This is a genomic window from Pedobacter sp. NO84, from assembly GCF_059703915.1.
In genome coordinates, this window is the sequence record NZ_AP046575.1 from 997,274 (window position 1) to 1,019,495 (window position 22,222).

27 protein-coding genes are annotated in these 22,222 nt (G+C 37.6%); 19 read left to right on the forward strand and 8 right to left on the reverse strand.

Annotated elements, in window-relative coordinates; translation table 11 throughout:
* Positions 1-54: 54 nt before the first annotated feature.
* The 3 genes from AC6H0V_RS04400 to AC6H0V_RS04410 all read left to right on the forward strand — a co-directional run bounded on the left by AC6H0V_RS04400 (position 55) and on the right by AC6H0V_RS04410 (position 2,642).
* Entirely contained in the window at positions 55-1,164 is a 1,110-nt protein-coding gene (locus AC6H0V_RS04400) for a hypothetical protein (protein ID WP_497562500.1), read from the forward strand.
* 43 nt (positions 1,165-1,207) lie between these two features.
* Positions 1,208-2,254 carry an Ig-like domain-containing domain gene (locus tag AC6H0V_RS04405; RefSeq protein ID WP_497562501.1) on the forward strand — a complete coding sequence of 349 codons (1,047 nt, stop codon included), beginning with the start codon at positions 1,208-1,210 and terminating at the stop codon, positions 2,252-2,254.
* 76 nt (positions 2,255-2,330) lie between these two features.
* Positions 2,331-2,642, forward strand: coding sequence for a hypothetical protein (locus AC6H0V_RS04410; protein ID WP_497562502.1), 312 nt, complete (start codon positions 2,331-2,333; stop codon positions 2,640-2,642).
* Here the strand turns inward: AC6H0V_RS04410 and AC6H0V_RS04415 are convergent, their stop codons facing one another.
* Together AC6H0V_RS04415 and AC6H0V_RS04420 are read right to left on the reverse strand one after the other, a co-directional pair.
* The gene (locus tag AC6H0V_RS04415; protein WP_497562503.1) at positions 2,643-2,969 is read right to left on the reverse strand and encodes a YtxH domain-containing protein; all 327 of its coding nucleotides are present in this window, start codon (positions 2,967-2,969) and stop codon (positions 2,643-2,645) included.
* A gap of 522 nt (positions 2,970-3,491) precedes the next feature.
* Positions 3,492-4,286 carry a S1/P1 nuclease gene (locus AC6H0V_RS04420; RefSeq protein WP_497562504.1) on the reverse strand — a complete coding sequence of 265 codons (795 nt, stop codon included), beginning with the start codon at positions 4,284-4,286 and terminating at the stop codon, positions 3,492-3,494.
* A gap of 153 nt (positions 4,287-4,439) precedes the next feature.
* Here AC6H0V_RS04420 and AC6H0V_RS04425 point away from each other — a divergent pair, with 153 nt between their 5' ends.
* The 6 genes from AC6H0V_RS04425 to AC6H0V_RS04450 all read left to right on the forward strand — a co-directional run bounded on the left by AC6H0V_RS04425 (position 4,440) and on the right by AC6H0V_RS04450 (position 8,943).
* Positions 4,440-4,895 (forward strand): DUF1573 domain-containing protein, encoded by a 456-nt coding sequence (locus AC6H0V_RS04425; RefSeq protein WP_497562505.1) that lies wholly within the window; start codon positions 4,440-4,442, stop codon positions 4,893-4,895.
* A gap of 316 nt (positions 4,896-5,211) precedes the next feature.
* A complete protein-coding gene (gene cmoA / locus AC6H0V_RS04430; RefSeq protein ID WP_497562506.1) occupies positions 5,212-5,952 on the forward strand; it encodes a carboxy-S-adenosyl-L-methionine synthase CmoA in 741 nt (246 codons plus the stop codon).
* A 1-nt stretch (position 5,953) separates the two neighbouring features.
* Entirely contained in the window at positions 5,954-6,676 is a 723-nt protein-coding gene (locus AC6H0V_RS04435) for a methyltransferase family protein (RefSeq protein WP_497562507.1), read from the forward strand.
* A gap of 60 nt (positions 6,677-6,736) precedes the next feature.
* On the forward strand, positions 6,737-7,627 hold the full coding sequence (locus AC6H0V_RS04440; protein WP_497562508.1) for an SMP-30/gluconolactonase/LRE family protein: 891 nt from the start codon (positions 6,737-6,739) through the stop codon (positions 7,625-7,627).
* A gap of 146 nt (positions 7,628-7,773) precedes the next feature.
* A complete protein-coding gene (locus tag AC6H0V_RS04445) occupies positions 7,774-8,619 on the forward strand; it encodes an NAD(P)-dependent oxidoreductase (RefSeq protein ID WP_497562509.1) in 846 nt (281 codons plus the stop codon).
* Between the two features lie 78 nt (positions 8,620-8,697).
* Positions 8,698-8,943, forward strand: coding sequence for a hypothetical protein (locus AC6H0V_RS04450; RefSeq protein ID WP_497562510.1), 246 nt, complete (start codon positions 8,698-8,700; stop codon positions 8,941-8,943).
* Positions 8,944-9,013: 70 nt separating this feature from the next.
* On the opposite strand, the gene AC6H0V_RS04455 is transcribed toward AC6H0V_RS04450, so the two are convergent.
* Both AC6H0V_RS04455 and AC6H0V_RS04460 read right to left on the reverse strand, forming a co-directional pair.
* Complete coding sequence (locus tag AC6H0V_RS04455) at positions 9,014-9,811, reverse strand: SDR family NAD(P)-dependent oxidoreductase (RefSeq protein ID WP_497562511.1); 798 nt, start codon at positions 9,809-9,811, stop codon at positions 9,014-9,016.
* Positions 9,812-9,823: 12 nt separating this feature from the next.
* Entirely contained in the window at positions 9,824-10,459 is a 636-nt protein-coding gene (locus AC6H0V_RS04460; protein ID WP_497562512.1) for a DUF4142 domain-containing protein, read from the reverse strand.
* A 169-nt stretch (positions 10,460-10,628) separates the two neighbouring features.
* On the opposite strand from AC6H0V_RS04460, the gene AC6H0V_RS04465 reads away from it, so the two are divergent.
* The 3 genes from AC6H0V_RS04465 to AC6H0V_RS04475 all read left to right on the forward strand — a co-directional run bounded on the left by AC6H0V_RS04465 (position 10,629) and on the right by AC6H0V_RS04475 (position 11,966).
* The gene (locus AC6H0V_RS04465) at positions 10,629-10,874 is read left to right on the forward strand and encodes a hypothetical protein (protein ID WP_497562513.1); all 246 of its coding nucleotides are present in this window, start codon (positions 10,629-10,631) and stop codon (positions 10,872-10,874) included.
* The gene (locus tag AC6H0V_RS04470; protein ID WP_497562514.1) at positions 10,861-11,667 is read left to right on the forward strand and encodes an inorganic diphosphatase; all 807 of its coding nucleotides are present in this window, start codon (positions 10,861-10,863) and stop codon (positions 11,665-11,667) included. Before AC6H0V_RS04465 ends, AC6H0V_RS04470 begins: the two co-directional genes overlap by 14 nt.
* Positions 11,668-11,732: 65 nt before the next feature.
* Positions 11,733-11,966, forward strand: a complete 234-nt coding sequence (locus AC6H0V_RS04475; RefSeq protein WP_497562515.1) for a hypothetical protein — start codon at positions 11,733-11,735, stop codon at positions 11,964-11,966.
* A gap of 61 nt (positions 11,967-12,027) precedes the next feature.
* Here AC6H0V_RS04475 and AC6H0V_RS04480 read toward each other — a convergent pair whose 3' ends face one another.
* Positions 12,028-12,813: a mechanosensitive ion channel family protein gene (locus tag AC6H0V_RS04480; RefSeq protein WP_497562516.1), complete on the reverse strand. Its 786-nt coding sequence runs from the start codon at positions 12,811-12,813 to the stop codon at positions 12,028-12,030.
* A 468-nt stretch (positions 12,814-13,281) separates the two neighbouring features.
* Between AC6H0V_RS04480 and AC6H0V_RS04485 the strand changes: the two genes are divergently transcribed.
* Positions 13,282-13,470: a coproporphyrinogen III oxidase gene (locus AC6H0V_RS04485; protein WP_497562517.1), complete on the forward strand. Its 189-nt coding sequence runs from the start codon at positions 13,282-13,284 to the stop codon at positions 13,468-13,470.
* 177 nt (positions 13,471-13,647) lie between these two features.
* Here the strand turns inward: AC6H0V_RS04485 and AC6H0V_RS04490 are convergent, their stop codons facing one another.
* The gene (locus tag AC6H0V_RS04490; RefSeq protein WP_497562518.1) at positions 13,648-13,983 is read right to left on the reverse strand and encodes a MerR family transcriptional regulator; all 336 of its coding nucleotides are present in this window, start codon (positions 13,981-13,983) and stop codon (positions 13,648-13,650) included.
* A 116-nt stretch (positions 13,984-14,099) separates the two neighbouring features.
* Between AC6H0V_RS04490 and alaS the strand changes: the two genes are divergently transcribed.
* The 4 genes from alaS to AC6H0V_RS04510 are packed head-to-tail and all read left to right on the forward strand — an operon-like array spanning position 14,100 to position 18,495.
* Entirely contained in the window at positions 14,100-16,730 is a 2,631-nt protein-coding gene (gene alaS / locus AC6H0V_RS04495; protein ID WP_497562519.1) for an alanine--tRNA ligase, read from the forward strand.
* A gap of 19 nt (positions 16,731-16,749) precedes the next feature.
* The gene (locus tag AC6H0V_RS04500; protein WP_497562520.1) at positions 16,750-17,307 is read left to right on the forward strand and encodes a DUF3575 domain-containing protein; all 558 of its coding nucleotides are present in this window, start codon (positions 16,750-16,752) and stop codon (positions 17,305-17,307) included.
* Positions 17,308-17,327: 20 nt separating this feature from the next.
* Positions 17,328-17,897 carry a hypothetical protein gene (locus AC6H0V_RS04505; RefSeq protein ID WP_497562521.1) on the forward strand — a complete coding sequence of 190 codons (570 nt, stop codon included), beginning with the start codon at positions 17,328-17,330 and terminating at the stop codon, positions 17,895-17,897.
* Positions 17,898-17,928: 31 nt separating this feature from the next.
* The gene (locus AC6H0V_RS04510) at positions 17,929-18,495 is read left to right on the forward strand and encodes a hypothetical protein (RefSeq protein WP_497562522.1); all 567 of its coding nucleotides are present in this window, start codon (positions 17,929-17,931) and stop codon (positions 18,493-18,495) included.
* 44 nt (positions 18,496-18,539) lie between these two features.
* Here the strand turns inward: AC6H0V_RS04510 and AC6H0V_RS04515 are convergent, their stop codons facing one another.
* Both AC6H0V_RS04515 and AC6H0V_RS04520 read right to left on the reverse strand, forming a co-directional pair.
* Positions 18,540-19,079 (reverse strand): hypothetical protein, encoded by a 540-nt coding sequence (locus AC6H0V_RS04515; protein ID WP_497562523.1) that lies wholly within the window; start codon positions 19,077-19,079, stop codon positions 18,540-18,542.
* A 21-nt stretch (positions 19,080-19,100) separates the two neighbouring features.
* Positions 19,101-19,430 (reverse strand): hypothetical protein, encoded by a 330-nt coding sequence (locus AC6H0V_RS04520; RefSeq protein ID WP_497562524.1) that lies wholly within the window; start codon positions 19,428-19,430, stop codon positions 19,101-19,103.
* 141 nt (positions 19,431-19,571) lie between these two features.
* On the opposite strand from AC6H0V_RS04520, the gene gatB reads away from it, so the two are divergent.
* Together gatB and AC6H0V_RS04530 are read left to right on the forward strand one after the other, a co-directional pair.
* Positions 19,572-21,029 carry an Asp-tRNA(Asn)/Glu-tRNA(Gln) amidotransferase subunit GatB gene (gene gatB, locus AC6H0V_RS04525; RefSeq protein WP_497562525.1) on the forward strand — a complete coding sequence of 486 codons (1,458 nt, stop codon included), beginning with the start codon at positions 19,572-19,574 and terminating at the stop codon, positions 21,027-21,029.
* A 2-nt stretch (positions 21,030-21,031) separates the two neighbouring features.
* Positions 21,032-22,138 (forward strand): redoxin domain-containing protein, encoded by a 1,107-nt coding sequence (locus AC6H0V_RS04530; protein ID WP_497562526.1) that lies wholly within the window; start codon positions 21,032-21,034, stop codon positions 22,136-22,138.
* Positions 22,139-22,222 lie beyond the last annotated feature (84 nt).

Consider the following 22,222-nt stretch of genomic DNA (forward strand, 5'->3'; position numbering starts at 1 on the left):
AAGACTATCGACTTCAGACTTAAGACTAAAATATTCACCTTAATTGTTAATTAAATGAAAAAGTCTTATCTATTTATTGCTGCTGGGATAGCCGGAGTGCTATTGTTTGCTGGCATAAACCGCGAATCAGTTTTGCCTTATGGTATGACAATGGGAACACCAGAAATTAAATCCATTACTGCCTTAACCTTTGGTCCGACGGGAATTTTGTTTATTGGCGATTCTAAAAATGCCACAATTGTAGCGGTTGATACCAAAGATGTTAAAGCCACTAAAACCGCCAAAGCCTTTGATCTGAAAGATATTGACACTAAAATTGCTGCTGCCTTAGGCACTACTAAAGAAAATGTTAGCATTACCGATATAGCCGTTAACCCAATTTCAAAGAAATTATACCTGGCAGTCAAGAGCGCTGATGGCACTCCATTGTTATTAACGTTAAATGCAGATAATGTATTTGAGCCAGTTTCTTTAAAAGACATTAGTTTCTCTACGGTAGCGTTAAACAATGCCCCTGCTGTTGATGCAAAGGATAATCGCGGTAGATCCCTCCGCATCTCTTCAATCTCTGATTTGGGTTTTGCGAATGGAAAATTGCTGGTAAGTGGTTTAAGCAATAAAGAGTTTAGTTCTACTTTTAGAAGCTTGAACTTTCCTTTTACTGATAATCAGGATGAGGGATCGACCTTAGAAATGTACCATACGTCACATGGTAGATATGAAACTACCTCTCCTGTGCGTACATTTAGCACTACCACCATTGCAGGAAAAGACTATGTGGTGGCCAGCTATACCTGTACTCCGCTCGTGCTTTTTGCCATGGATGAACTTAAACCTGGTGCAACAGTAAAAGGAAGAACAATTGCCGAAATGGGAAATCAAAACACCCCATCAGATATGATCTGGTTAAAAACCAGTGGTGAAAATTATTTGGTTATGGCCAACGATAATCGCCCAGCAGCAAAAGTAAGCTATAATGAAATCAAAAAATTTGAAGGCTCCTTGACCGAAAGAGTGGCAACAACTGCAGGAGTAAACTTTACGGCGTTGCCCTATCAAAAAGTTACGCAGATGGACAAGTTAGACGAAAGCAGAGCCGTTGTAATACAACGATCAGCTACTGGAGAATTAGATTTGTGGACAACCGATGGGAAAACCATATAAATTAATAACTAGTACAAATGCCATGTTATATGTAAAATATAGCATGGCATTTTTTTTAGTGGTTGTTTTTTTAGGATGCAAAACAAAGCCAAAGCAACTCTCTCTAAGCTATAAAAATGGACTAGCAGTTTCGATTATTATTCCCAAATCATTAGTACTTAATCAAAATGAACATAAGCGGATACAGATTTACAGGGGTGGGGTAAAGCCCTTGACGGCCATCCTTGGCAATTTCGACGTCAAGGCGGATGAAATTGAGTTTACGCCCTTAATTCCGCTTACTTACGGAATTATCTACGAAGTTTGGGAGAATAACAAATTGATTGGGAGTATCGACGTCCCTCTGCCGAAAGGCGAGAAGACCCCCGTGCTAAGGGCCATTTATCCACAGAGAGATACTGTGCCCGAAAATTTGCTTAAATTCTATTTCTGTTTTTCAAAGCCTATGCAAACCGGCAGATCACTAGATTTTATTTGTTTATTGGACAAAAATGGAGATACCATGCGCAACGTATTTCTAAATCTACAGCCAGAATTATGGGATACCAGCGGAAAAGTGTTAACTATTTGGATCGACCCGGGCCGCATAAAGCGTGATTTGGTACTGAACCGTAAATATGGAAATCCATTGACCAAAAATTCAACCTACAGATTAATGGTCTCACAGCAGTGGAAGGATAGTCATGGGTTAAATTTGGGCCAAAATTACACTAAAACTTTTACCGCCAAGGATATGGATCACACCATGCCTATTATAGATTCCTGGAAGATCAATGTTCCAAAAGCGAACACTCAATTGCCCTTAATCATTGATGCTCTTGAAGGAATGGATGCTATGTTACTAAAGGAATCGTTAACCGTTCTTGATGTTAATGCGCAGGTAATAGATGGGAGAAGTGAAGTAAGCAAAGATCAGATCTGGAAATTCTTTCCTCTAAAAGGTTGGAAAGCTGGCATTTATCAAATAAGGGTTAATAGTAGACTTGAAGATTTAGCGGCTAATAACTTTAACCGTGTTTTTGATCGGGATGTGAAAAAGGAAAAAAGTAACGATGGGGTGTTTGTGACAAGAAAATTTAAGATTGATTAATAAATCATTCTTTACAAATCCATGATAAAATTCCAATAATTTTAGTTAGTTTTGCTAAAAATAATAGCATTACTTTATGACCGTTACTGTCCTTGCCATCTTTGATGAGTTTAATCCCCATGCTCCATTAGCTAAAGTGCTAAAGGAGAGGTTGATCAGATTAGCTATGGAACTGCAGGACGTTCATTTAAGGCCTTTAACTCAAATGCCACCCATGGATGATGATGTGGTGGTTTATTTAAGTTATAATTTAAAATACAGTATTCGCTGGCGAATTGCCAATGATGTGCCCAGCTTTATAGAGAAAGAGGTTTCGCAAATTTGTGCTTTGCAGGGTTATAACGTATGGAAAACACCAACGGTTAATGTCTTTAAAGGAAATAATTAACTATTGGTCAATTAGCATTGGATCCTTCATCCTATATTCCTGTCTATTTTCGAGCAGCCCTTCGGCATTAAGCTTAATATGAGTTCTTACATCTCCAATTAGACTTCCCAATTTTGCATGTGCTTTGGCGGGTGTATTTCCTGTAAGATTATTGATTAAATCACCGGCATAACCTATTAAATTCTTTTTCAATTCTTTTCCCTTTTCAGTGCTAAATAATGCACCTATGGCTACACCAATAGTTAGGCCTGCGATGATGGCCACTGTGGTTTGTGTGTTAAGTTCCCGACTTTTTAGTGCGTTAATGAGGTTCTTTTTACTTTTCATTCATGAAGATTTAATTTATAATTAACCCTTAAAATGAAAAAATGTTTTGAGGGTAAGCAAAGCAGCTCTAAGCTGTTGAAATTAGAGCCTACCTATAAGATTGTCACCCTGAGCATGTCGAAGGGGCTTAATTTGGTCTTCGACTACGCTCAGACTGACAATTTTTGGGAACACTAAAAGGGTGTCACCCTGAGCATGCCGAAGGGGCTTAATTTGGTCTTCGACTACGCTCAGACTGACAATTTTTGGGAACACTAAAAGGGTGTCACCCTGAGCATGTCGAAGGGGCTTAATTTGGTCTTCGACTACGCTCAGACTGACAATTTTTGGGAACACTAAAAGGGTGTCACCCTGAGCTTGTCGAAGGGGTTTAATTTGGTCTTCGACTACCTGCCCGAAAAGCAGGCGGGCGCTCAGACTGACAATTTGGGACACAACAAAAGGGTAAGCGTATGGCGTGAAGCGCTTGACACTTGGATTAACTTAGGTCTCTGAGCTTCCTAAGGTGGTAAAAATAAGATCTTATATCTCTGGATAGATACTATTTAACAATCCGGCCAACCGAATTCCCGCTTGCTGAATTCTTTTCTCTACAATAGGTAAGTGTTTCTGGTAGTATTCATCATCAACAACCTGTTTTCCCATGGCGTCTACTTCTGCATAAAGCTGACTACTAATCTGATAACTTTCCCAAATCCAAGTAATCATCGGATCTTGTTGCCATTGGTTAATATCGGTAAGTGAAATGGTATCGTATTTAGTAGCTAATTCGGTAAATGTTAAGCCTTGGTGCTCCAACATTTTAGTATCCCAAAGGCTGTGGAGGTTGGTTCCTTTGCCTTCATAATTAAGTTGAATGGTATTGCCACCTTTATCTTCAGCTCTGCTGATATGCATTGGTTGATGGAGATCGCCCACAAAATGCATTAAAAACTTTAACGAGTTAATTTGCTGTTGTTTTGTACTACTGTTGTCCTTTAATATTTTCTCTGCATTAAGTAATGCGCTATACACATTGTCTTTCTTAGTGGTATCTATAAATTGTTTAAAATCGTTGAAACTTAAACCTAATGGCAAATTTAAAAAGTGCCAATTGCCCGTTTCCTTAAATTGAGGATCTTTCCTGGCATCATCAGCCCATGTACACGCATCAGCTATGCTGGTATCTCCAAGTAAATTTTTAATTGCGGCTTTTGCTCTTGGGTTAAGGTGATTTTCGGCAATTAGTCCAATTGTCTTATGACCCGTGTAACCCCAAGAAATTAAAAAAAGACTAAACACTACGATAGCGGCAGGGAAAAAAAGTTTGAGTTTCATGTAAATATATTTCTGCAAAGTTAATTTGATTTTCAATAGTTCTCAAATTGTCTTAAAGCCGTTACTTAAGGATTATAAAATAACGTGATTCATGGTTTTTCCTCTTGTTTTCATTAGTTCTATATTTTATATTTGAAAAAAACAATCGGGACCATGAAAAAAATAATTTGCTTAATGGCTTTAGCTCTTGGAGTAGTTGCTTTTCAAGCTAATGCGCAAACCACTAAGAAAACTACAGCCCCAGTTATGGCTGCACAAGTATCTGAAGAACCAGAGTTTAAATTTGATGAAGAAACACATGATTTTGGCAAAATTCCACAAGGGAAACCAGTAACAGTTGAAATGACTTTCACCAATATTGGCAAACTACCATTGATTATTTCATCAGTTGAGCCAACTTGCGGTTGTACAGTTGCTAAATTTACCGCTACACCGGTTAAACGGGGCGAAAAAGGTTCGATTGTATTAACCTATAACGCCGCTGCAACAGGCCAGTTTACTAAAGCTACCACCATAAAATCGAATGCTAAAACTCCGGTTCTAGTAATATATTTTAAAGGCGAAGTTGTTCCATCTCCAACCTCAACTGCTGCAACAAACGGTAAATAAACTCCCCAAAAAAACAGGAGGCTTATCAAATCGGAAGGTTAGGTAAGCCTTTTTTGTTGGTAGGAGGATATTGGAAGTTGGGAGGTTGGAAGGATTGGTTACGTTTAAAGCATTTAGAAACATTATGATAATGATAGATGTAGTTCCTCTTCTTCAGCATATGGGGGAATCTCAGTGTATCTCCTTCAATCCCTGTACTCATCCGCCATGCGAAAAAGGAATGGTTTAGCTTATGTAAAAAATTCGTTAACTCTTATAACTAATCCTTTTCTGATTTATTAAGTCGATACCTTTAGAAAATCGAAAAATAGCCTAAATGAATAAGAAAGATAATCTAGATAACGTGTTTAAGGAAGAAATTAAAAAACCTTCCGATTTTAAATTTGGAGCAACGGTAGCAAATGCGTTCGATGACATGGTTGAACGCTCCGTGCCATTTTACAACGAAATTCAACGTATGATCATAGAATTGGCGGCAGAACACGCCTTGCCAAATACCAATGTGATAGATCTAGGCTGTTCTACGGGCACAACGATGATAGGGCTAAATCCGTATGTAGCAGATGATATTACCTTTGTAGGGATTGATGACTCGGCAGAAATGTTAAAAAAATGCGATATAAAGCTAAAAGAGGCAGAATTTAAAAGAACCTATCAATTGGTTAATGCTGATCTGCACGGAGAAATTAAGATAGAGAACGCTTCAGTTGTTATACTTTGCCTAACCTTACAATTTGTACGGCCTATTTTCAGAGAACGTTTATTGAAAAGAATTTACGATGGACTAGTTCCGGGAGGAGTATTAATCATCTCCGAAAAAATATTGGCTGAAGACAGTTTATTCAATAGAAATTTTATTAAATACTACTACGATTACAAGCGCAGAAACCACTACAGTGAAATGGAGATTTCACAAAAAAGAGAAGCGTTAGAAAACGTACTGATTCCTTATAAGTTGAGCGAAAACGTGAAGATGCTTATGGAAGCCGGCTTTCAACATACCGAAACGTTTTTTAAATGGTATAATTTTTCAGGTTTTATCGCAGTTAAAAATTAATATGATAGCTATAGGAAACTTCTTTTTCAAATACAGAAACTTCTTGTTTATTTTCTTGTACCTCGCATTGTTTATCCCATCGCCAAAAATTTTTACTGAAGATGTATTTGGGCAATCCTATTACCTTTATCCCTTGATAATTGGCCTATTTATTACCGTTTTTGGTCAGTTAATAAGAGGTGTAGCCATTTCTTTGGCCTATATAGTGCGTGGCGGACTAAACAAAAAAGTGCATGCCGATGATCTGGTAACCGAAGGGTTTTTTAACCATGGCCGAAATCCGCTGTATGTGGGCAATATTTTAATGCTGGTAGGTGTAGGAATTTTAATGAATTCGATGATCTTTATGCTAATTTTCATTCCATTATTCCTGTTCATATATCAGGCAATTGTACTGGCCGAAGAGAAATTTTTGAGGGGGAAATTTGGCGCCCAGTTTGATGCGTATTGTGCCAGGGTAAATCGCTGGTGGATAAATTTTAACGGTCTGGGTAAAACCATTAACAGCATGGCATTTAATGGCAAACGCTGGTTAATTAAAGAATACAATACACAAACGGTTTGGTTGTTGGGCATTGCTGTAATCCTCCTTTATTATTATCCACAATTAACCCATAACGATGTGGTTTTAAGGGATAAAATCGGGATAACTGTGCTGATTGTCTTAGCATTCTATTATGCAACTATCCGATATATGAAGAAAAGTGGAAAGTGGAAAGCGTAGCCCGTTGGCAGTTTGCAATTATCAAATGCCAGTTTTCGGTTAACGATTTGAGTTAGCAAGATGAAATTGATCAATATATGTTTTGTGATGGTATTTTTAGCAGTATACGCTAATGCGCAAATACCTATCAAACCCTTGTTTAATCAGGACTCGCTAACCCTTATATCTTCTCAGTTTAAATTTACCGAAGGACCATCGGTAAATTCCAAAGGCGATGTTTTCTTTACCGATCAACCGAACAATACAATTTGGATGTACAGTACAGACGGCCAGCTTTCACTTTATTCGGATAAAGCAGGCAGGGCCAATGGTACTTATGTGGATAAAGCGGGAAATTTGATTGTTTGTGCAGATGAGCAAAATGAACTGTGGATTTTTAGCACGGATAAGAAACCCAAATTGTTGTATAAAAACCCAACAGATAAAGCCTTAAATGGTCCTAACGATTTATGGATAGATCGTAAAGGTGGAATTTATTTTACCGATCCCTATTATCAACGCGACTATTGGACCCGAAAATCGCCAGCCCTACCTGGCGAAAAAGTGTACTATTTGCCCAAAGGAAAAAGCGAAATAGTTACCGTTGAAGATCGTTTGCTGCGCCCTAATGGAATTGTTGGCACTCCTGATGGCAAATACTTATACGTTGCCGATGCTAAAGACGGTAAAACCTACAAGTATGAAATCGAGAAAAATGGAGCTTTAAAAAATAGGCAGCTCTTTATTAATAGGGGTTCTGATGGAATGACATTAGACCAATATGGAAACCTCTATCTCACTGGTAAAGGAATAGATGTATTTAATACGCAGGGCGAAAAAATAGCACATATTAATGTCCCCGAAAATCATACCGCAAATTTGTGTTTTAGCGGCAAAAAAAGAAATATTTTATTCATTACTGCTTCAAAATCTATCTATATCTTGCCGATGAATGTGCAAGGAGTAGAATGAGAATTGGTTAATCGGTTAATTGTATAAATTGTTTAATCGAGGCCTCTAATAAACTTAATCAATCAAAAAATTTAATCAACAGTTAACCAATTAACCAATTAACCAGTTAACCAATACTTACCAGTTAAAAAAAACAAATCATTAGCATGCAAAAAATAGGATTTATTGGTTTAGGGAAGATGGGAGTCCCAATGGCACAGAATTTAATTAAAGCTGGGTATGCATTAATCGTTTTTAACCGAAATGCCGAAAAGGCTGCACCTTTGATTAGTGAAGGAGCAGTTCTTGTCGCAAATCCAGCAGTATTAATCACCTTATGTGAAGTGGTAATCTTAATGGTTTCGGATGATGCGGCCGTTGAGGAAATTGTTATGAGTGAAGAGGGGCTATTCGCTTCAAATATTCATCAAAAAGTGATCATAAACATGAGTACCGTTTCTCCTTCCATTAGTAAGAGAATGGCGCTCTTATCTCTTGAAAAGGGCTGCACCTATATTGATGCTCCTGTTTCTGGCAGTTTAAAACAAGCGCAGGAAGGCTCGCTGGTGGTTATGGTGGGAGGTGATAAAGATGTATTTAACATTGTTAAGCCTATTTTTGATTGTTTAGGTAAATTAACACTTCATGTTGGAGATACAGGTGCTGGTAATATTGCTAAGTTGGCTATTAACTCGTTATTGAGTTTTCATGCCCAAGGATTGGCAGAAGCGGTGGCTTTTGCAAAAGATAAAGGAATTGAACTAAAAGACCTGTTAGAATTGATCAATAATAGTGCACTGGGAAATATATTCATGAAAATAAAGGGCGATGCGATATTACAGGAAAATTATAGTCCAGTATTTGCACTCAAACATATTGCGAAAGATCTGCGCCTGGCAAAGGATGAAGGATTAAATTCGCCACTCGCCAGTGCCGCTCATGATAGCTTTAATAAAGCACAGCTGAGGCGGGGCGAAGAAGATATTATCGCTATAATCAAAGAAATCAACTAATAAGCGAATTTTTTGATTTAATAACAAACAAATTTACTCTTAAGGTGTTTAATTATTTTAACATTAACACCTTGCATAGTGAATAAAAATCCTAACCCAACCTCACCACAAAGCACTTCAAATCAGCTAGAATGGGAAAGCACTTCAAATCAGCTAGAATGGGGCAACCACAATCCTAGATTAACAGACGACAATTTCATTGATAGGGCTCCAAAGACGATTAGTGATCAAAAAGAGATCCCTTCCACTATTGAATCAACAGATTTATCTAAAGAAGAACCTGATCGTAATAGACAAGGAGTGAAAGAGGGGCATAGTAAATAAGTTCTCAATTAACAGTTAACAGTCGGTTGTCTTTAGTTTGAACAGGCTTAGAAAACTTCGGACTTCCTACTCATGACTCATCTACAGGTTCCTGCGTTTTACGCATATTATTAGCTACTACACTATCAGGGATGATATTGCTCACGGCAACCTGTACTTTATTTTTAAATCCAGATATTACCATATCTTTTCCTTCCATCAATGCGTCATAGCCGTCTTTCGCAACCTCCGCGGCATCGCCTAAATTACCTTCTTGCACAATTTTTGATTCCAGCATATCTGCTTTTCTAAAAAAGTCGGTATCTGTTGCGCCAGGTAAAAGAGAGGTTAATGTAACTTCAGTATCTTTAATTTCATTGCGCACCGCCTCATTAAAGGAATGAACAAACGCTTTTGTTCCATGATACACGGCTTGATAAGGTCCAGGTACTTTGCCAGCGATCGACGCTACATTTAAAATTTTGCCCGAATTTCTTTTAACCATATCCTTCAAAAACAATTTGGTTAACACTACCGTAGCTCCAATATTTAGTTGGATAATGTTCATTTCACGTTGTAGATCCGTTTCTATAAACTTACCGTAAACTCCTTGTCCGGCGTCATTTACAAGCACCTTAACGGTAATTCCCATTCCTTTGATCTCGTTATAAAGATCAAAGGCTGCGCCTGATAAAAAGAAATCTTTGCTAATGGTAATTACCTTAACGCCTTCCTTTTTCAGTTCTGCTGCTGCATTATCAAGTTCATCCTGATTTCTGGCAACAATAATCAAATCGTATTTATCTTTGGCAAATAGTTTCGCCAATTCAAATCCGATCCCACTTGTGCCTCCTGTTATTAGTGCATAATTGTTATTTAAGTTTTCCATAGGTAAATGGTTCTATTGTTTTTTACGATTGCTCAATTTTAAAGGGTCATCACCCTGATTAGCTTTAAGCGCTTTTAATGCGGTATCAATTTTTAAGGTATGTTGGTAATGATGGTTTAGGGTTGGCAATAGGGAAGAGGCAAACTTAGAGATGGTGGTATCGTGTGATCTGCTACCTGCTGAAAATACATCAATGGCATTTTTATGTTCGGCTATCATCAATTGGACATAATATTCGTCCCTTCCTTCTTCTTTATAGGTATCCATCTTTTTGATCATGGTTTGCTTACTCTCAGGAATTAGGGCTGGTAAAATATAACCTTTAGCAGCAGCTATAGCTTTTAATTTTGCATTAGCCTGCGTATGATCTTTAACCATCATCTCTGCAAAAGCTTTTACTGCGGCATCTTTCGATTCTTGAACTATTTTATTGCTGCTTTCAACTTCAACCATGCCACCATATGCTGCATTTTGAAAAAAGGATACATCAGTGGTATCCAAATCTTGTGCGTTGCTGGTTTTACTAATAATGGTATCAGCTTTTTTGCTCGTAGTATCGGTAGCTGTTTCCGAAGTTGTGTTCGAATTGTTGCACGCACTTAAAATGCCTAAGGTTAAGAAAATGAGGTAAGATGAATACTTTTGCATAATTTTTTATTTGCTGTTTAACAACAATGTATCATTTATGTTTTGGAGATTTTCTAAATAAAAAGCTAATTTTAATTTAAAATAAGTTAATCGTTAACTATCCAAACAAATGATATAGCTTGTTGGTTTCTATTTAAGTTGTTCAGATGAATATTAATTGATATGAGTTATGATAAAAATTGATTATTTGTGCGAATTATTTGAAAATCAACTCCCCCTCCTTTACACCCTGTTACAGGTAGATGTTAACGATGTTTTTTATATCTGTATTAACGATCATTTAGTTGGGACTATCAACAAAGTAACAGATGGCTGGGAGCAAATAGGAGGTCAGAAACTATCGGAAGAATTTATTGAAGACATTGGCGGCTTTATTGAAAAGCAGTTCGCATCACCCCAATATGCAAACAGTTAGTGTTATTGTAGAAACTCCACAAGGCAGCCCACTTAAGTACGATTTTGATCCAAAAACTGGATACATCAAGTTAAATAAAATAATGCCCCAAGGCATGGTTTTTCCATTTGATTTTGGTTTTGTTGAAGGTACCATTGGTGAGGATGGTGATCCATTGGATGCCATCGTAATTTCTGAAATTAAAACTTTTCCCGGATGTGCTATGGACTGCCGGATAATTGGAGCAATTAAAGCTGATCAACATGAGTTGGATGGCAAGAAAACCCGTAATGATCGTTATATCGTAATTCCGCAAGTTTCAAACCTTTATGCAAACGTAAAAGAGCTAAAAGATTTCCCTAAACAGCTTATAGATGAATTGATAAATTTCTTTACCAATTATAATGCTCAAGCAGGAAAGGTATTTAATGTAATTGAACGGGTAAACTCCAAAAAGGCTATTTCTATGCTTGCCAATGAGAAGAATAAAGATACCACAAAGACTAAGCTGATCCAATTGTTTTTGCCAATTGAAAATGAAGAGGGAAAACCCTATCCAACTAAATATTTCGATAATGTTAAAAAAACATTAATCAACAAATTCGAAGGATTATCCATGTATAACAGAGCTCCACTAGGTGGAAGGTGGGAAGATTCCCAGAATAATATCATAAAGGATAAATTAGTTATTTATGAAGTAATGACAGATCAGGTAGATATCTCTTATTGGGAAAAATATAAAAAAACTTTACAAGATAAATTTAAACAAGACAATATACTTGTTCGTTGCTTAGCTATAAACTTGATCGACTAATCAATTATCAGTTTACAGTTGCCAGTTAACCAGTTAATATTATTACACTTATAAAACTAACCACAATGGACGAACTAATAGAACAATTACAGAACAAATACTACGATATGATTTCTGATATCAAGGTTACTGGTAAAGCAGAAATTACACTTACAGTTGAGGGTGGAACAGGGGCAGCTCATTTTTCACAGGAATTACAAGATCATGTAGTTGGAATTATTGACGAGCTAACGATTATTAAGATAAACATCGTTGATCGTCAGGGCGCGCTTATAGATAGTTTTGCAACGAACCAATAACTGCACTCTTATAAATGGATTTTTAAGACCAGCTTAACACCCCAATCCCCCAACTCTAAACTTACTTTGTAGTGATATCAATTTCTGAAGCTTTCATATCCTTCAAAATGGTTTCCTGTAAAGCAAGTTTTGTATCTTGAAATCCATGTGCATTTACCCAAACATTAATACTCACCTTAAATCCCTCTGGCTCAAAACTGGCAATCCCAATTCTCCTATCCGGTTTTGCTAAAATGTTTTTGGATTTATCAATTGCTGCATTTATTAATGATTTCACAGTTTCAAAATCGACCGCATATTTGAACTTCATTTCTATGTCTAAACGTCTACTTCCTTCTCTGCTGATGTTGATGATTACTTCATTTGAGAGTTTACTATTGGGTACAATCACCGATCGATTGTCAAAAGTGGTGATAAAAGTATAGAATATCTGAATAGACGTAACCGTTCCTTCCAACCCTTCGGTAATGATATTATCACCCACTACAAAAGGTTTAATTAATAAGATAATTACGCCACTTGCAAAATTTTGAAGTGTTCCAGATAATGCTAAACCTGCAGCTACACCGAAAGAAGCTACTAATGCTGTAAAAATGGTCATTTCGATGCCCAAGATCTGCATTACTCCTAAGAAAAGTAAGATCCTTAAAATAACCCCAATTAAACTTAACAAAAATGGCTTTGCCGTAGAATCCACTTCACGCTTATGCATGCTTTTATGGATCCATTTAATTAAAAGATTAACTACCCATAAACCAATAAGTAATGCCGCAATACCTAAAATTAAACGTGGACCAAAAATGATAATCCAATCGTATGCCTTGTTATAAAACTTGTCTAAATTCATGGAGAGGTAACAAATGAAGTGGAGATTGGTTTTTTGAGATTCTTGTGGATAGCCCATCGCCCATTGCTAATAGTTCATGGTTCATGACTCATAGCTTGGATGCAGAGTGCATAATGCTGAGGTATAACTTACTCTCTACCCCTCAACCATCAACTATGGAATATCAACCATGAACCATGATCTATGAACCATCAACCATAAATTTATTAACGGTTAAACCCAAGGTTCCCAGTCTATGAACCATGATCTATGAACCATTAATTTCTATTAACGGTTACACCTAGGCTCCCAGTGCATGAACCATGATCTATGAACTATAATCCATGAACCATCAACCCTTAGGTTCTATTACACGTAAAACCCAAAACTCAACTTTTTTTCATTTATAAAAACAATTCTTAGGTTAAACCTATTTATTAAAAGAGTTGACATAGTCAGCCTTAACATTTCTAACCTAAAAGAAAAAAGATGAAGATGAAATTTTTAATAGTCCTTGCAGTTGCTGGTATGGCAATAGCAGGATGTAGCTCGAGCAAAAACGGTAATGGTACGATGGACTCGTCAGCAGTTGATAGTACAAAAGTTGATACAACAATGATTGATACAGGAACGGTGGATACCACTAAGAAAATGCCTGATACTACTAAGCAAATGTAATTGCTACCGACTAATAATTAATTAGTGTTAATATGCCGGCCATGAAAATGGTCGGCATTTTTTTTAGATAAACTCCCATTCTAGCGAGGGGTGAGGTGTTGGCTATAGGCCATTTTAATATCCTATAATCTTGTAATCTTACTAATCTATTCTATCATCCTAGTCTATAATCCCAGTCTATATTTCCTCGTTCAGCTTCAATAAAAAATCTTTCAGCTTCTCTAATGATGCGATCACTTTTTGATTTTCCTTAACTTCGCTATTGTTATGTTTAAGATGATCTTTAGCACCTTTTAACGTAAAGCCTTTATCATCTACCAAATGGAAAATAATTTTTAAATTATCGATATCCTCTGGGGTAAAAAGTCGGTTGCCCTTTTTGTTTTTCTTAGGCTGAAGCACATCAAACTCTTTTTCATAAAACCTGATTTGAGAGGCATTTACGCCAAACATTTCGGTTACTTCGCCCATGGTATAATACATTTTATTAATTTCTCTCTCCTTGTATGGCATGTTCCAAGCTGATTATGAATTGTTTGTAGCTTTTACTTAAAGTATTCAAATGTAATGGGATTTTAGTAGAATACCGCAATAAAATTTTAATTTTGTTCTCCTTAATTTTCTAAGAGATGACAGCGAAAGAAATACGACAGACCTATTTAGATTTTTTCAGAAGCAAACAACATCACATTGTGTCTTCAGCGCCAATTGTTGTAAAAAACGACCCAACATTGATGTTTACCAATGCTGGAATGAACCAATTTAAGGATTTGTTTTTGGGAGAGGCTGCCATTAAATATTCTCGTGTTGCCGATACGCAACGCTGTTTACGGGTATCTGGTAAACATAACGATCTTGAGGAAGTGGGAATAGATACCTATCACCATACCATGTTCGAAATGCTAGGCAATTGGAGTTTTGGCGACTACTTTAAAAAGGAAGCTATTGCCTGGAGCTGGGAACTGCTTACTGAGGTTTACAAAATCCCAAAAGATCAATTGTATGTTTCTATTTTTGAAGGTGATGAGAGAGAAGGATTGCCCCGTGATACCGAGGCTTTTGAATTGTGGAAGGAGTTTGTACCGGAAGATCGCATCATTTTAGGAAATAAAAAAGATAATTTTTGGGAAATGGGTGACACCGGTCCTTGTGGCCCCTGTTCTGAGATCCATGTTGATTGTAGATCTAGCGCCGAACGCATGTTAACAAGCGGAAAGGATCTTGTAAATGCAGATCATCCTCAGGTAATCGAAATTTGGAACAATGTATTCATGCAGTTTAATCGCTTAAAGGATGGATCATTGAAATCCCTACCCGCACAGCATGTCGATACTGGAATGGGGTTCGAACGTTTGGTGCGTGTGCTACAGGGAAAAACCAGTAACTACGACAGTGATGTATTCCAACCCCTGATCCAATTTATTTCTGAAAAATCTGGTTTTGAATATTTAGGTAATTCAGAGCCGGGAAACAAGGGCTGGAACGAGGCTGTAGCGATGCGTGTAATGGCCGATCATATTAGAGCCATCTCTTTTGTAATTGCTGATGGACAATTGCCCTCAAATAATAAAGCAGGATATGTAATCCGCCGGATTTTGCGCCGGGCCGTTCGTTATGCCTATACCTTCCTAAACCTTAAAGAACCTTTTCTTAATCAGTTGGTCCCGGTTTTAGCCGCGCAATTTAAAGGGATTTTTGATGAGCTGTACTTGCAAAAAGACTTTGTTCAAAAAGTTGTTTTAGAGGAAGAAGTATCATTTTTAAGAACCTTAGCGACAGGGATTCAACGCTTTGAAAAATATGAAACCCATACAGAAATTGATGGAAATTTTGCGTTCGAACTATACGATACGTTCGGCTTTCCAATAGATCTAACAGAGTTGATGGCAAGAGAGAAGGGATTAACGGTTGATATGGAAGGGTTTAACAAAGCTTTAACTGCCCAAAAAGATCGTTCTCGTGCCGCAACAGTGGTTGATACCGGTGATTGGGTAACGGTTAATCCAGGAAATGATACCGAATTTATTGGTTACGACTTTACGGAAATTGAAACCGAAATCTTAAAATATCGCAAAGTTAGCGCAAAAGGGAAAGACCAATACCAGATTGTTCTGCGCAAAACCCCATTTTATGCCGAAAGTGGTGGTCAAGTAGGAGATACTGGACGATTAGAAGATCACAGTAGACAGTTTTGGGTAGAAATTACGGATACCAAAAAAGAAAATGGCATAATTGTTCACTATACCGATGATTTGCCAGCAGATGTAGAAGGAAAATTTTGGGCAGTAATAGACGAGGATAAACGGATCTTAACCGAGGATAACCACTCGGCAACACATTTGCTTCATGCTGCGTTAAAAAAGGTGCTAGGCTCTCATGTAAACCAAAAGGGAAGTTTAGTAAATGCAGATAACCTTCGATTTGATTTTTCGCACTTCGCAAAAATTAGTGATGAAGATCTTGCAGCGGTAGAACGTATCGTTAACCAAAAAATAAGGGCCAATATTCGCATAAAAGAACAACGTAATGTGCCTTATAACGAGGCAATCAATTCGGGTGTTACTGCCTTATTTGGAGAAAAATATGGAGATAGAGTTCGCGTAATTACGTTTGATGACCATTTCTCGAAAGAATTATGTGGGGGTACGCACGTAAAAGCTACCGGACAGATTGGTTATTTTAAAATAATATCAGAAAGTGCAGTAGCTGCAGGAGTACGCAGAATTGAAGCCATAACAGCCGACAAGGCCGAACAGTTTATCGTAGCTCAAAGCAATGAGCTAAACCAGCTTAAAGGATTATTGAAAGGTAACCAACATATCAGCTCTGCTGTGCAAAGTTTACTGGAAGAGAACGCCCGCCTAAAGAAAGAGGTAGAAAAGGGGATTTTAGCAAAGGCTGGAGATATGAAACAGTCTATCGCCGATCAAGCAGAAAATATAAACGGTATCAATTTTATTGCTGCACATGTTGATTTGCCCAATGCAGAAGCTGTTAAAAATTTAGCTTTTGAGGTTAAAGCGCTTTTGCAAAATGTATATCTTGTTTTTACAACCTTAATAGAAAATAAACCTGGTATTACCGTAATGATCTCGGAGAATATAGTTAGCGAAACCCTTAACGCGGCTAAGATTGTACGCGAATTAGGCAAGGAAATTCAAGGCGGTGGAGGCGGACGGGCTTTTTACGCTACTGCAGGAGGAAAAAATCCATCAGGTTTAACAAATGTCTTGCTAAAAGCGAAAGATTTTATAAATTAGTAAAATCTAAATCTCTCCTATGATAAAATGCCTCCTCTCCGGGTTATTATTAACCTCGGTGTTTTTTGCTCAAGCTCAAACGAAAAATGATTCATTATCTACTAGCTTACAAGGTAATAATGAGATTAAACTAAACGTTTTGTACACCGTTCTAGGATCTCCCGAACTTACCTACGAACGAATTCTCAGTGATCATACTGCAATCGGAATTTCAGCTTTTATCCGCTTAACCACAATTGTAAAGATGGATTTTAAGTCTGGGATAAATCCGTATTTTAGGTATTACTTCGGCAGCAGAAAGGCAAGCGGTTTCTTTTTGGAGGGCCATGGTGCTTTGCTAGCATTTGATGGTGCTAGTGTTGACAAGCCTGATTATTACATCGATAGTTTCGGTAACAGTGTTTTTTTTCAACCCATTAAAGAAACATATTACGGGTTCGGTGCTGCCGCCGGAGGGAAGTTTTTAACAAGGAAAGGATTTACCTTCGATATTTATTTGGGTGGATCACAAACCTTTGCTAAATCTGGAAACTATTTTTTACCAAGAGGCGGATTAACGTTAGGAAAAAGGTTTTAAACACAAATTACCACATATAAATGAAAAAGATAATAGTAACGTGTATTTTAATGGCTTCGTTTATTTTAGCGAAGGCCCAAAATAAAACGGATAGTATTTCTAAAGCTATTCAAAAAAATGCCGAAGCTATTGGTCAAGGCGGCAATAACGAAATCAAGCTTAATTTGTTAAATGCGGTATTAGGAATCCCCGAAATAAGCTATGAAAGAATTATCGGCGACAATATGGGGCTAGGGTTATCAGTTTTGGCCGGACTAGGTGATGATTTAGATTATTACAAATTTGGAGCGATCCCCCATTTTAGGATTTATTTTGGCTCTAAAAAAGCGAGCGGATTCTTTGTAGAGGCTAATACAGCCATTTTCAGGGTAAGCGAAAGGGATTATCTTTTTTATACTAACTCCTCTTACAGCCCCAGTCATAGAGAAGTTCACACTAATCTTGGTGTGGGCGCTGCCGCTGGGGCAAAATTTTTGACCAGAAATGGATTTTTGGGTGAAGCTTACCTAGGTTTAGGAAGATTTTTCGGTGATTACGTAGTCGTTGATGCTTATCCAAGGGTTGGCATTACCATAGGCAAAAGATTTTGATGCAAAACACATAAATTAAACTATAAAACACATGAAAAAACTACTATTAACAGGTGCACTATTTTGCTCTTTTATTATTGCAAATGCACAGAAAACAGCGGATAGCGTTTCGAAAGCTATTCAGAAAAATGCCGAAGCTATTGGGCAGGGAGGCAATAACGAACTAAAATTAAATCTTTTGTATGCCATTGTAGGTATTCCAGAAATAACTTACGAACGTTTGCTAAAAGATAACATGGGAATAGGTTTATCCGTTTTTGTGGGAATTGATGATCAACAAGAGTATGATTTTGCTGCCATTCCCCATTTCAGGGTATATTTTGGTGGTAAAAAAGCAGCTGGATTTTTTGTAGAAGCAAATGCAGCCGTGGTATCATCAACAGTTGAGGTAGATTATTTCTTTGGCAGCGCTAGTTCGAATTACTCAGGTCCACCTATAAAAGAAACCAATTTCGGACTAGGAGCAGCAGCAGGGGCAAAATTCTTGACCAGAAACGGATTTACAGGAGAAGTTTATTTAGGGCTCGGAAGAATTTTTGGTAACGACGCCATCGGCGGATATCCACGATCTGGCATAACTATAGGTAAACGGTTTTAACAAAAAAAGGGATCCAAATTTGGATCCCTTTTTTTGTTTGAAAACTAATGTTTTCCTTTGCTACCTTTATTTCCTTTGCCATTGCTACTTCCAATATTGCTTTTTAAATTGGAGTTTCCTTTCCCTTTGGTACCGCTAATTTTTTTAGCCTGTCCGGGAGGCATGCCATGGGGATGACCTTTCACTACATAGTATTTCTTGTCGTTACTATTTTTGATCACATTTTGTTTGCCGCCCCAATTTTTGTATTTGGCATATTGAACCTTGTCTGCATTAAAATTTGCATAGGGTTTATCGCCATTTACCACTACCTTATACCCATTATAAACATTGTAATTAGCATATTTTGCGGGCAAGGTGTTGGTATATATCCAATTTCCGCCATTCTGGATAATGTATTGATGCCTTGGAACGCTATAGTAGGTTTCTATATCAGGCAGATAATAATTGTCTACATGATCATATCCTGTTGGTCCCCATAATGGTTGTTGGGCAATGTTAACATTTAAGTTAATCTGCGCTTTTGATTCTTTGTGCACCAATAATGCAACTGCGAGCACTATTAATGCGATTGATTTTTTCATGACTGTAATTTAAGTGATAGGTTAATGTCGGCCTTTATGGTGTCCCTTTGAATGTCCTCTTTCGTGTTTATTAAAATTTTGTCGATAATTTCTAACGGTATTATACCGGTTTGCTGGGCTTGAATAATAACTGCGATAAACCGTCGTAGGGACATACACAGGTCTCTTCACTATTACAGTTCGTGGTGAGTAAACCCTTTGAGGTACTACGTAATAATGATTTGGGCTGTAATAATTGGGTTCGTAATAGGGGCGCGAGCCGATATTAATATTTAAGCTTACTTGAGCTTTTACAGGTTGGTAGGCAACCACAGCTACGGCAATTGATGCCAATAGAACTAACTTTTTCATAATGTTTCATTTTTGTGTATTCCAACTAAAACCAATACTGTGCCACGTCGATTAAATTGCCCTCTATACAATAGAATTGCTAGATATTTAGCTATCTTTGAGGGGTTGTTAATGACCATTTTAATAGTTTATTGCCCATTAATGAGTACACAAAATCCCACCTCAAGTGCAACATTCGAACTGGTTTCTGGTTTAGAAATTCATGTTCAATTAAATACTCAATCAAAAATATTTTCTTCGGATAGTGCCTCTTTTGGCGCCAAACCAAACGAACATATTTCTGCAGTATCATTGGCGCTTCCGGGGGCATTGCCCAAATTAAATAGGGAGGTGGTAGCCAAAGCCATTAGAATCGGACTTGCATTAAACTGCACCATTAACCAACATAACTTCTTCGATCGCAAAAATTATTTTTACGCCGATTTGCCTAAAGGCTACCAGATTACACAAGACAACAGCCCGATTTGTAAAAATGGATATATAAACGTCTTATTGGCCAACGGCGATGAAAAAAGGATCGGTATAAATAGAATCCATCTAGAGGAAGATGCGGGTAAGAGTTTGCATGATCAGGACGCGAAATTCTCTTATGTTGATCTAAATCGGGCGGGGGTACCCTTAATAGAAATTGTTACCGAACCAGATATTCGGAGTGCCGAAGAAGCATCAGCCTTGCTTACAGAAATTAGGCAATTGGTTCGACATTTGAATGTGAGTGATGGCAATATGGAAGAAGGATCACTTCGTTGTGATGCTAATATTTCGATCCGGCCAACTGGAGGGACAGCATTTGGGACACGCTGTGAAGTTAAAAACCTAAACTCTATCCGTAACGTACGTAGAGCAATGGAGTTTGAATTTAACAGACAGGTTGGAGTAGTTAACCAAGGAGGACAGATCGTACAAAGTACCTTAAACTTCGATGCAGATAAAGGAAGCACTTCGCCTATGCGCAGTAAAGAAGAAGCGAATGACTATCGTTATTTTCCAGATCCCGACCTACCGCCCATCGAAGTATCCAACGAATGGCTTGCCCAAATCAAAGCCGCCATGCCTATGCTTCCTAAGCAATTGGCAAAGCAATTGGTTAACGATCTTGCCATCAGCAATGCCGAAGCAAATTTGCTTGCAGAGGACACGGCTCTATATGCCTATTTTAATGAAGCTAAGGTTAAAGTAGATCAAGTTAAAAACCTGGTTAATTGGTTATTGGGGTCTGTTAGAGCCCTACTAAGCGAAGAAGGAAAAAGTATTGCTTCCTTTAATGTTAGTCCTTCGCAACTGGCTCAAACTATCAATTTGGTTGATGCTAAGAAGATCGGTCAGGCGGTTGCCCTGCAGCAATTAATCCCCGTGATTACAAAAGATGATGATGTAGAAGATATAGCCACGAGATTAAACTTGTTGATTGTGGAGGATCAGGATTCAATGGATGCATATATTGCCACAGTACTCGAAAAATATAAACCTCAAGTAGAAGCATATAGAAATGGCAAAAAAGGCGTTTTAGGTTTGTTTGTTGGCGAGGTGATGAAATTAGCCAAAGGTAAGGCAGATGCTAAAAAAGTAAGTGATTTAATTACAGAGAAATTAAAATAAGAATGAAAAGAATAGTATATATTTTAGGTCTAATCGCTGTGTTAGCAGCTTGTAAAGACAAAACGAAATTTAAGATCGAAGGTAAATTTGAGAACTTCGGAACTGAAAAAAAGGTGCTTTTGTACGGTATGAAGAGCCAGAACATGAGTGTCTTGGATTCGACCGTGCTATCTGAAAAAGGAGAGTTTATGTTTACAGGGGTGGCTCCTGAACAAGACTTTTACCGGGTTAACATTGGCGCCCATGAATTTATGGTAATTGCCAAAAACGGCGATGTGATAAGTTTAACCGCTGATCTCGCTAACAAAACTGGAGAATACCAAATTACTGGTGCAGATGAGGCCGATAAACTTACAGAATTTAACAAGCTTAAAAATTCGTATACGACTAAAGTTGAGGCTATAAAAAATGATTTCGAGCAAAAAGTAGCTTCAAACCCCGAAAAAAGAGAAGAACTTGTTCAGCAAATGTCGCCTGCGTACATGAAAACTATTTCGGATCTAAATGCCGCAATCGTAAAATTTGCAAATGAAAATACAAGCTCTCTAGTAAGTTTTTATGCTATTAGTTTGGTAAATCCATCAGGCAACGAAGCCGCTATGGTTACCTATGCAGAAAAGGTAAGTGACGAACTGAAGAAAAACACCGCAGTAAGAGATTTTGTGACGAGAGTAAATAAATTGAAAGCAGTTCAGGTTGGACAGCCCGCGCCTAATTTTAATATAAATACAATCGATGGGAAAACTATTGGTTTGGCAGATTTTAAAGGTAAATATGTACTTATCGATTTCTGGGCCTCATGGTGCGCACCTTGCAGAAATGAAAATCCAAATGTAGTAAAAGCCTACACTAAATATAAGGATCGGAACTTCACCATTTTAGGTATTTCACTGGATAAGGATAAAGCTGCTTGGCAACAGGCCATTAAGCAGGATGGCCTAACTTGGACTCATGCTGGTGAATTAGCTGATTTTGAAGGCACAACGGTAAGGCTTTATCAGGTTGAAGCCATACCAGCATCCTTTTTAATAGACCCTAATGGAAAGATCATAGCCAGAAATCTTCGTGGTGAAGAGCTTGATGCATTTTTAAATAAGACGTTACCTTAATGTAACTCTACTATTAAAATATCAATAGGTTTAACAATTTGTTAACTTTGGTTTAACCCAATAATGCAATTCTATCCTTACTTT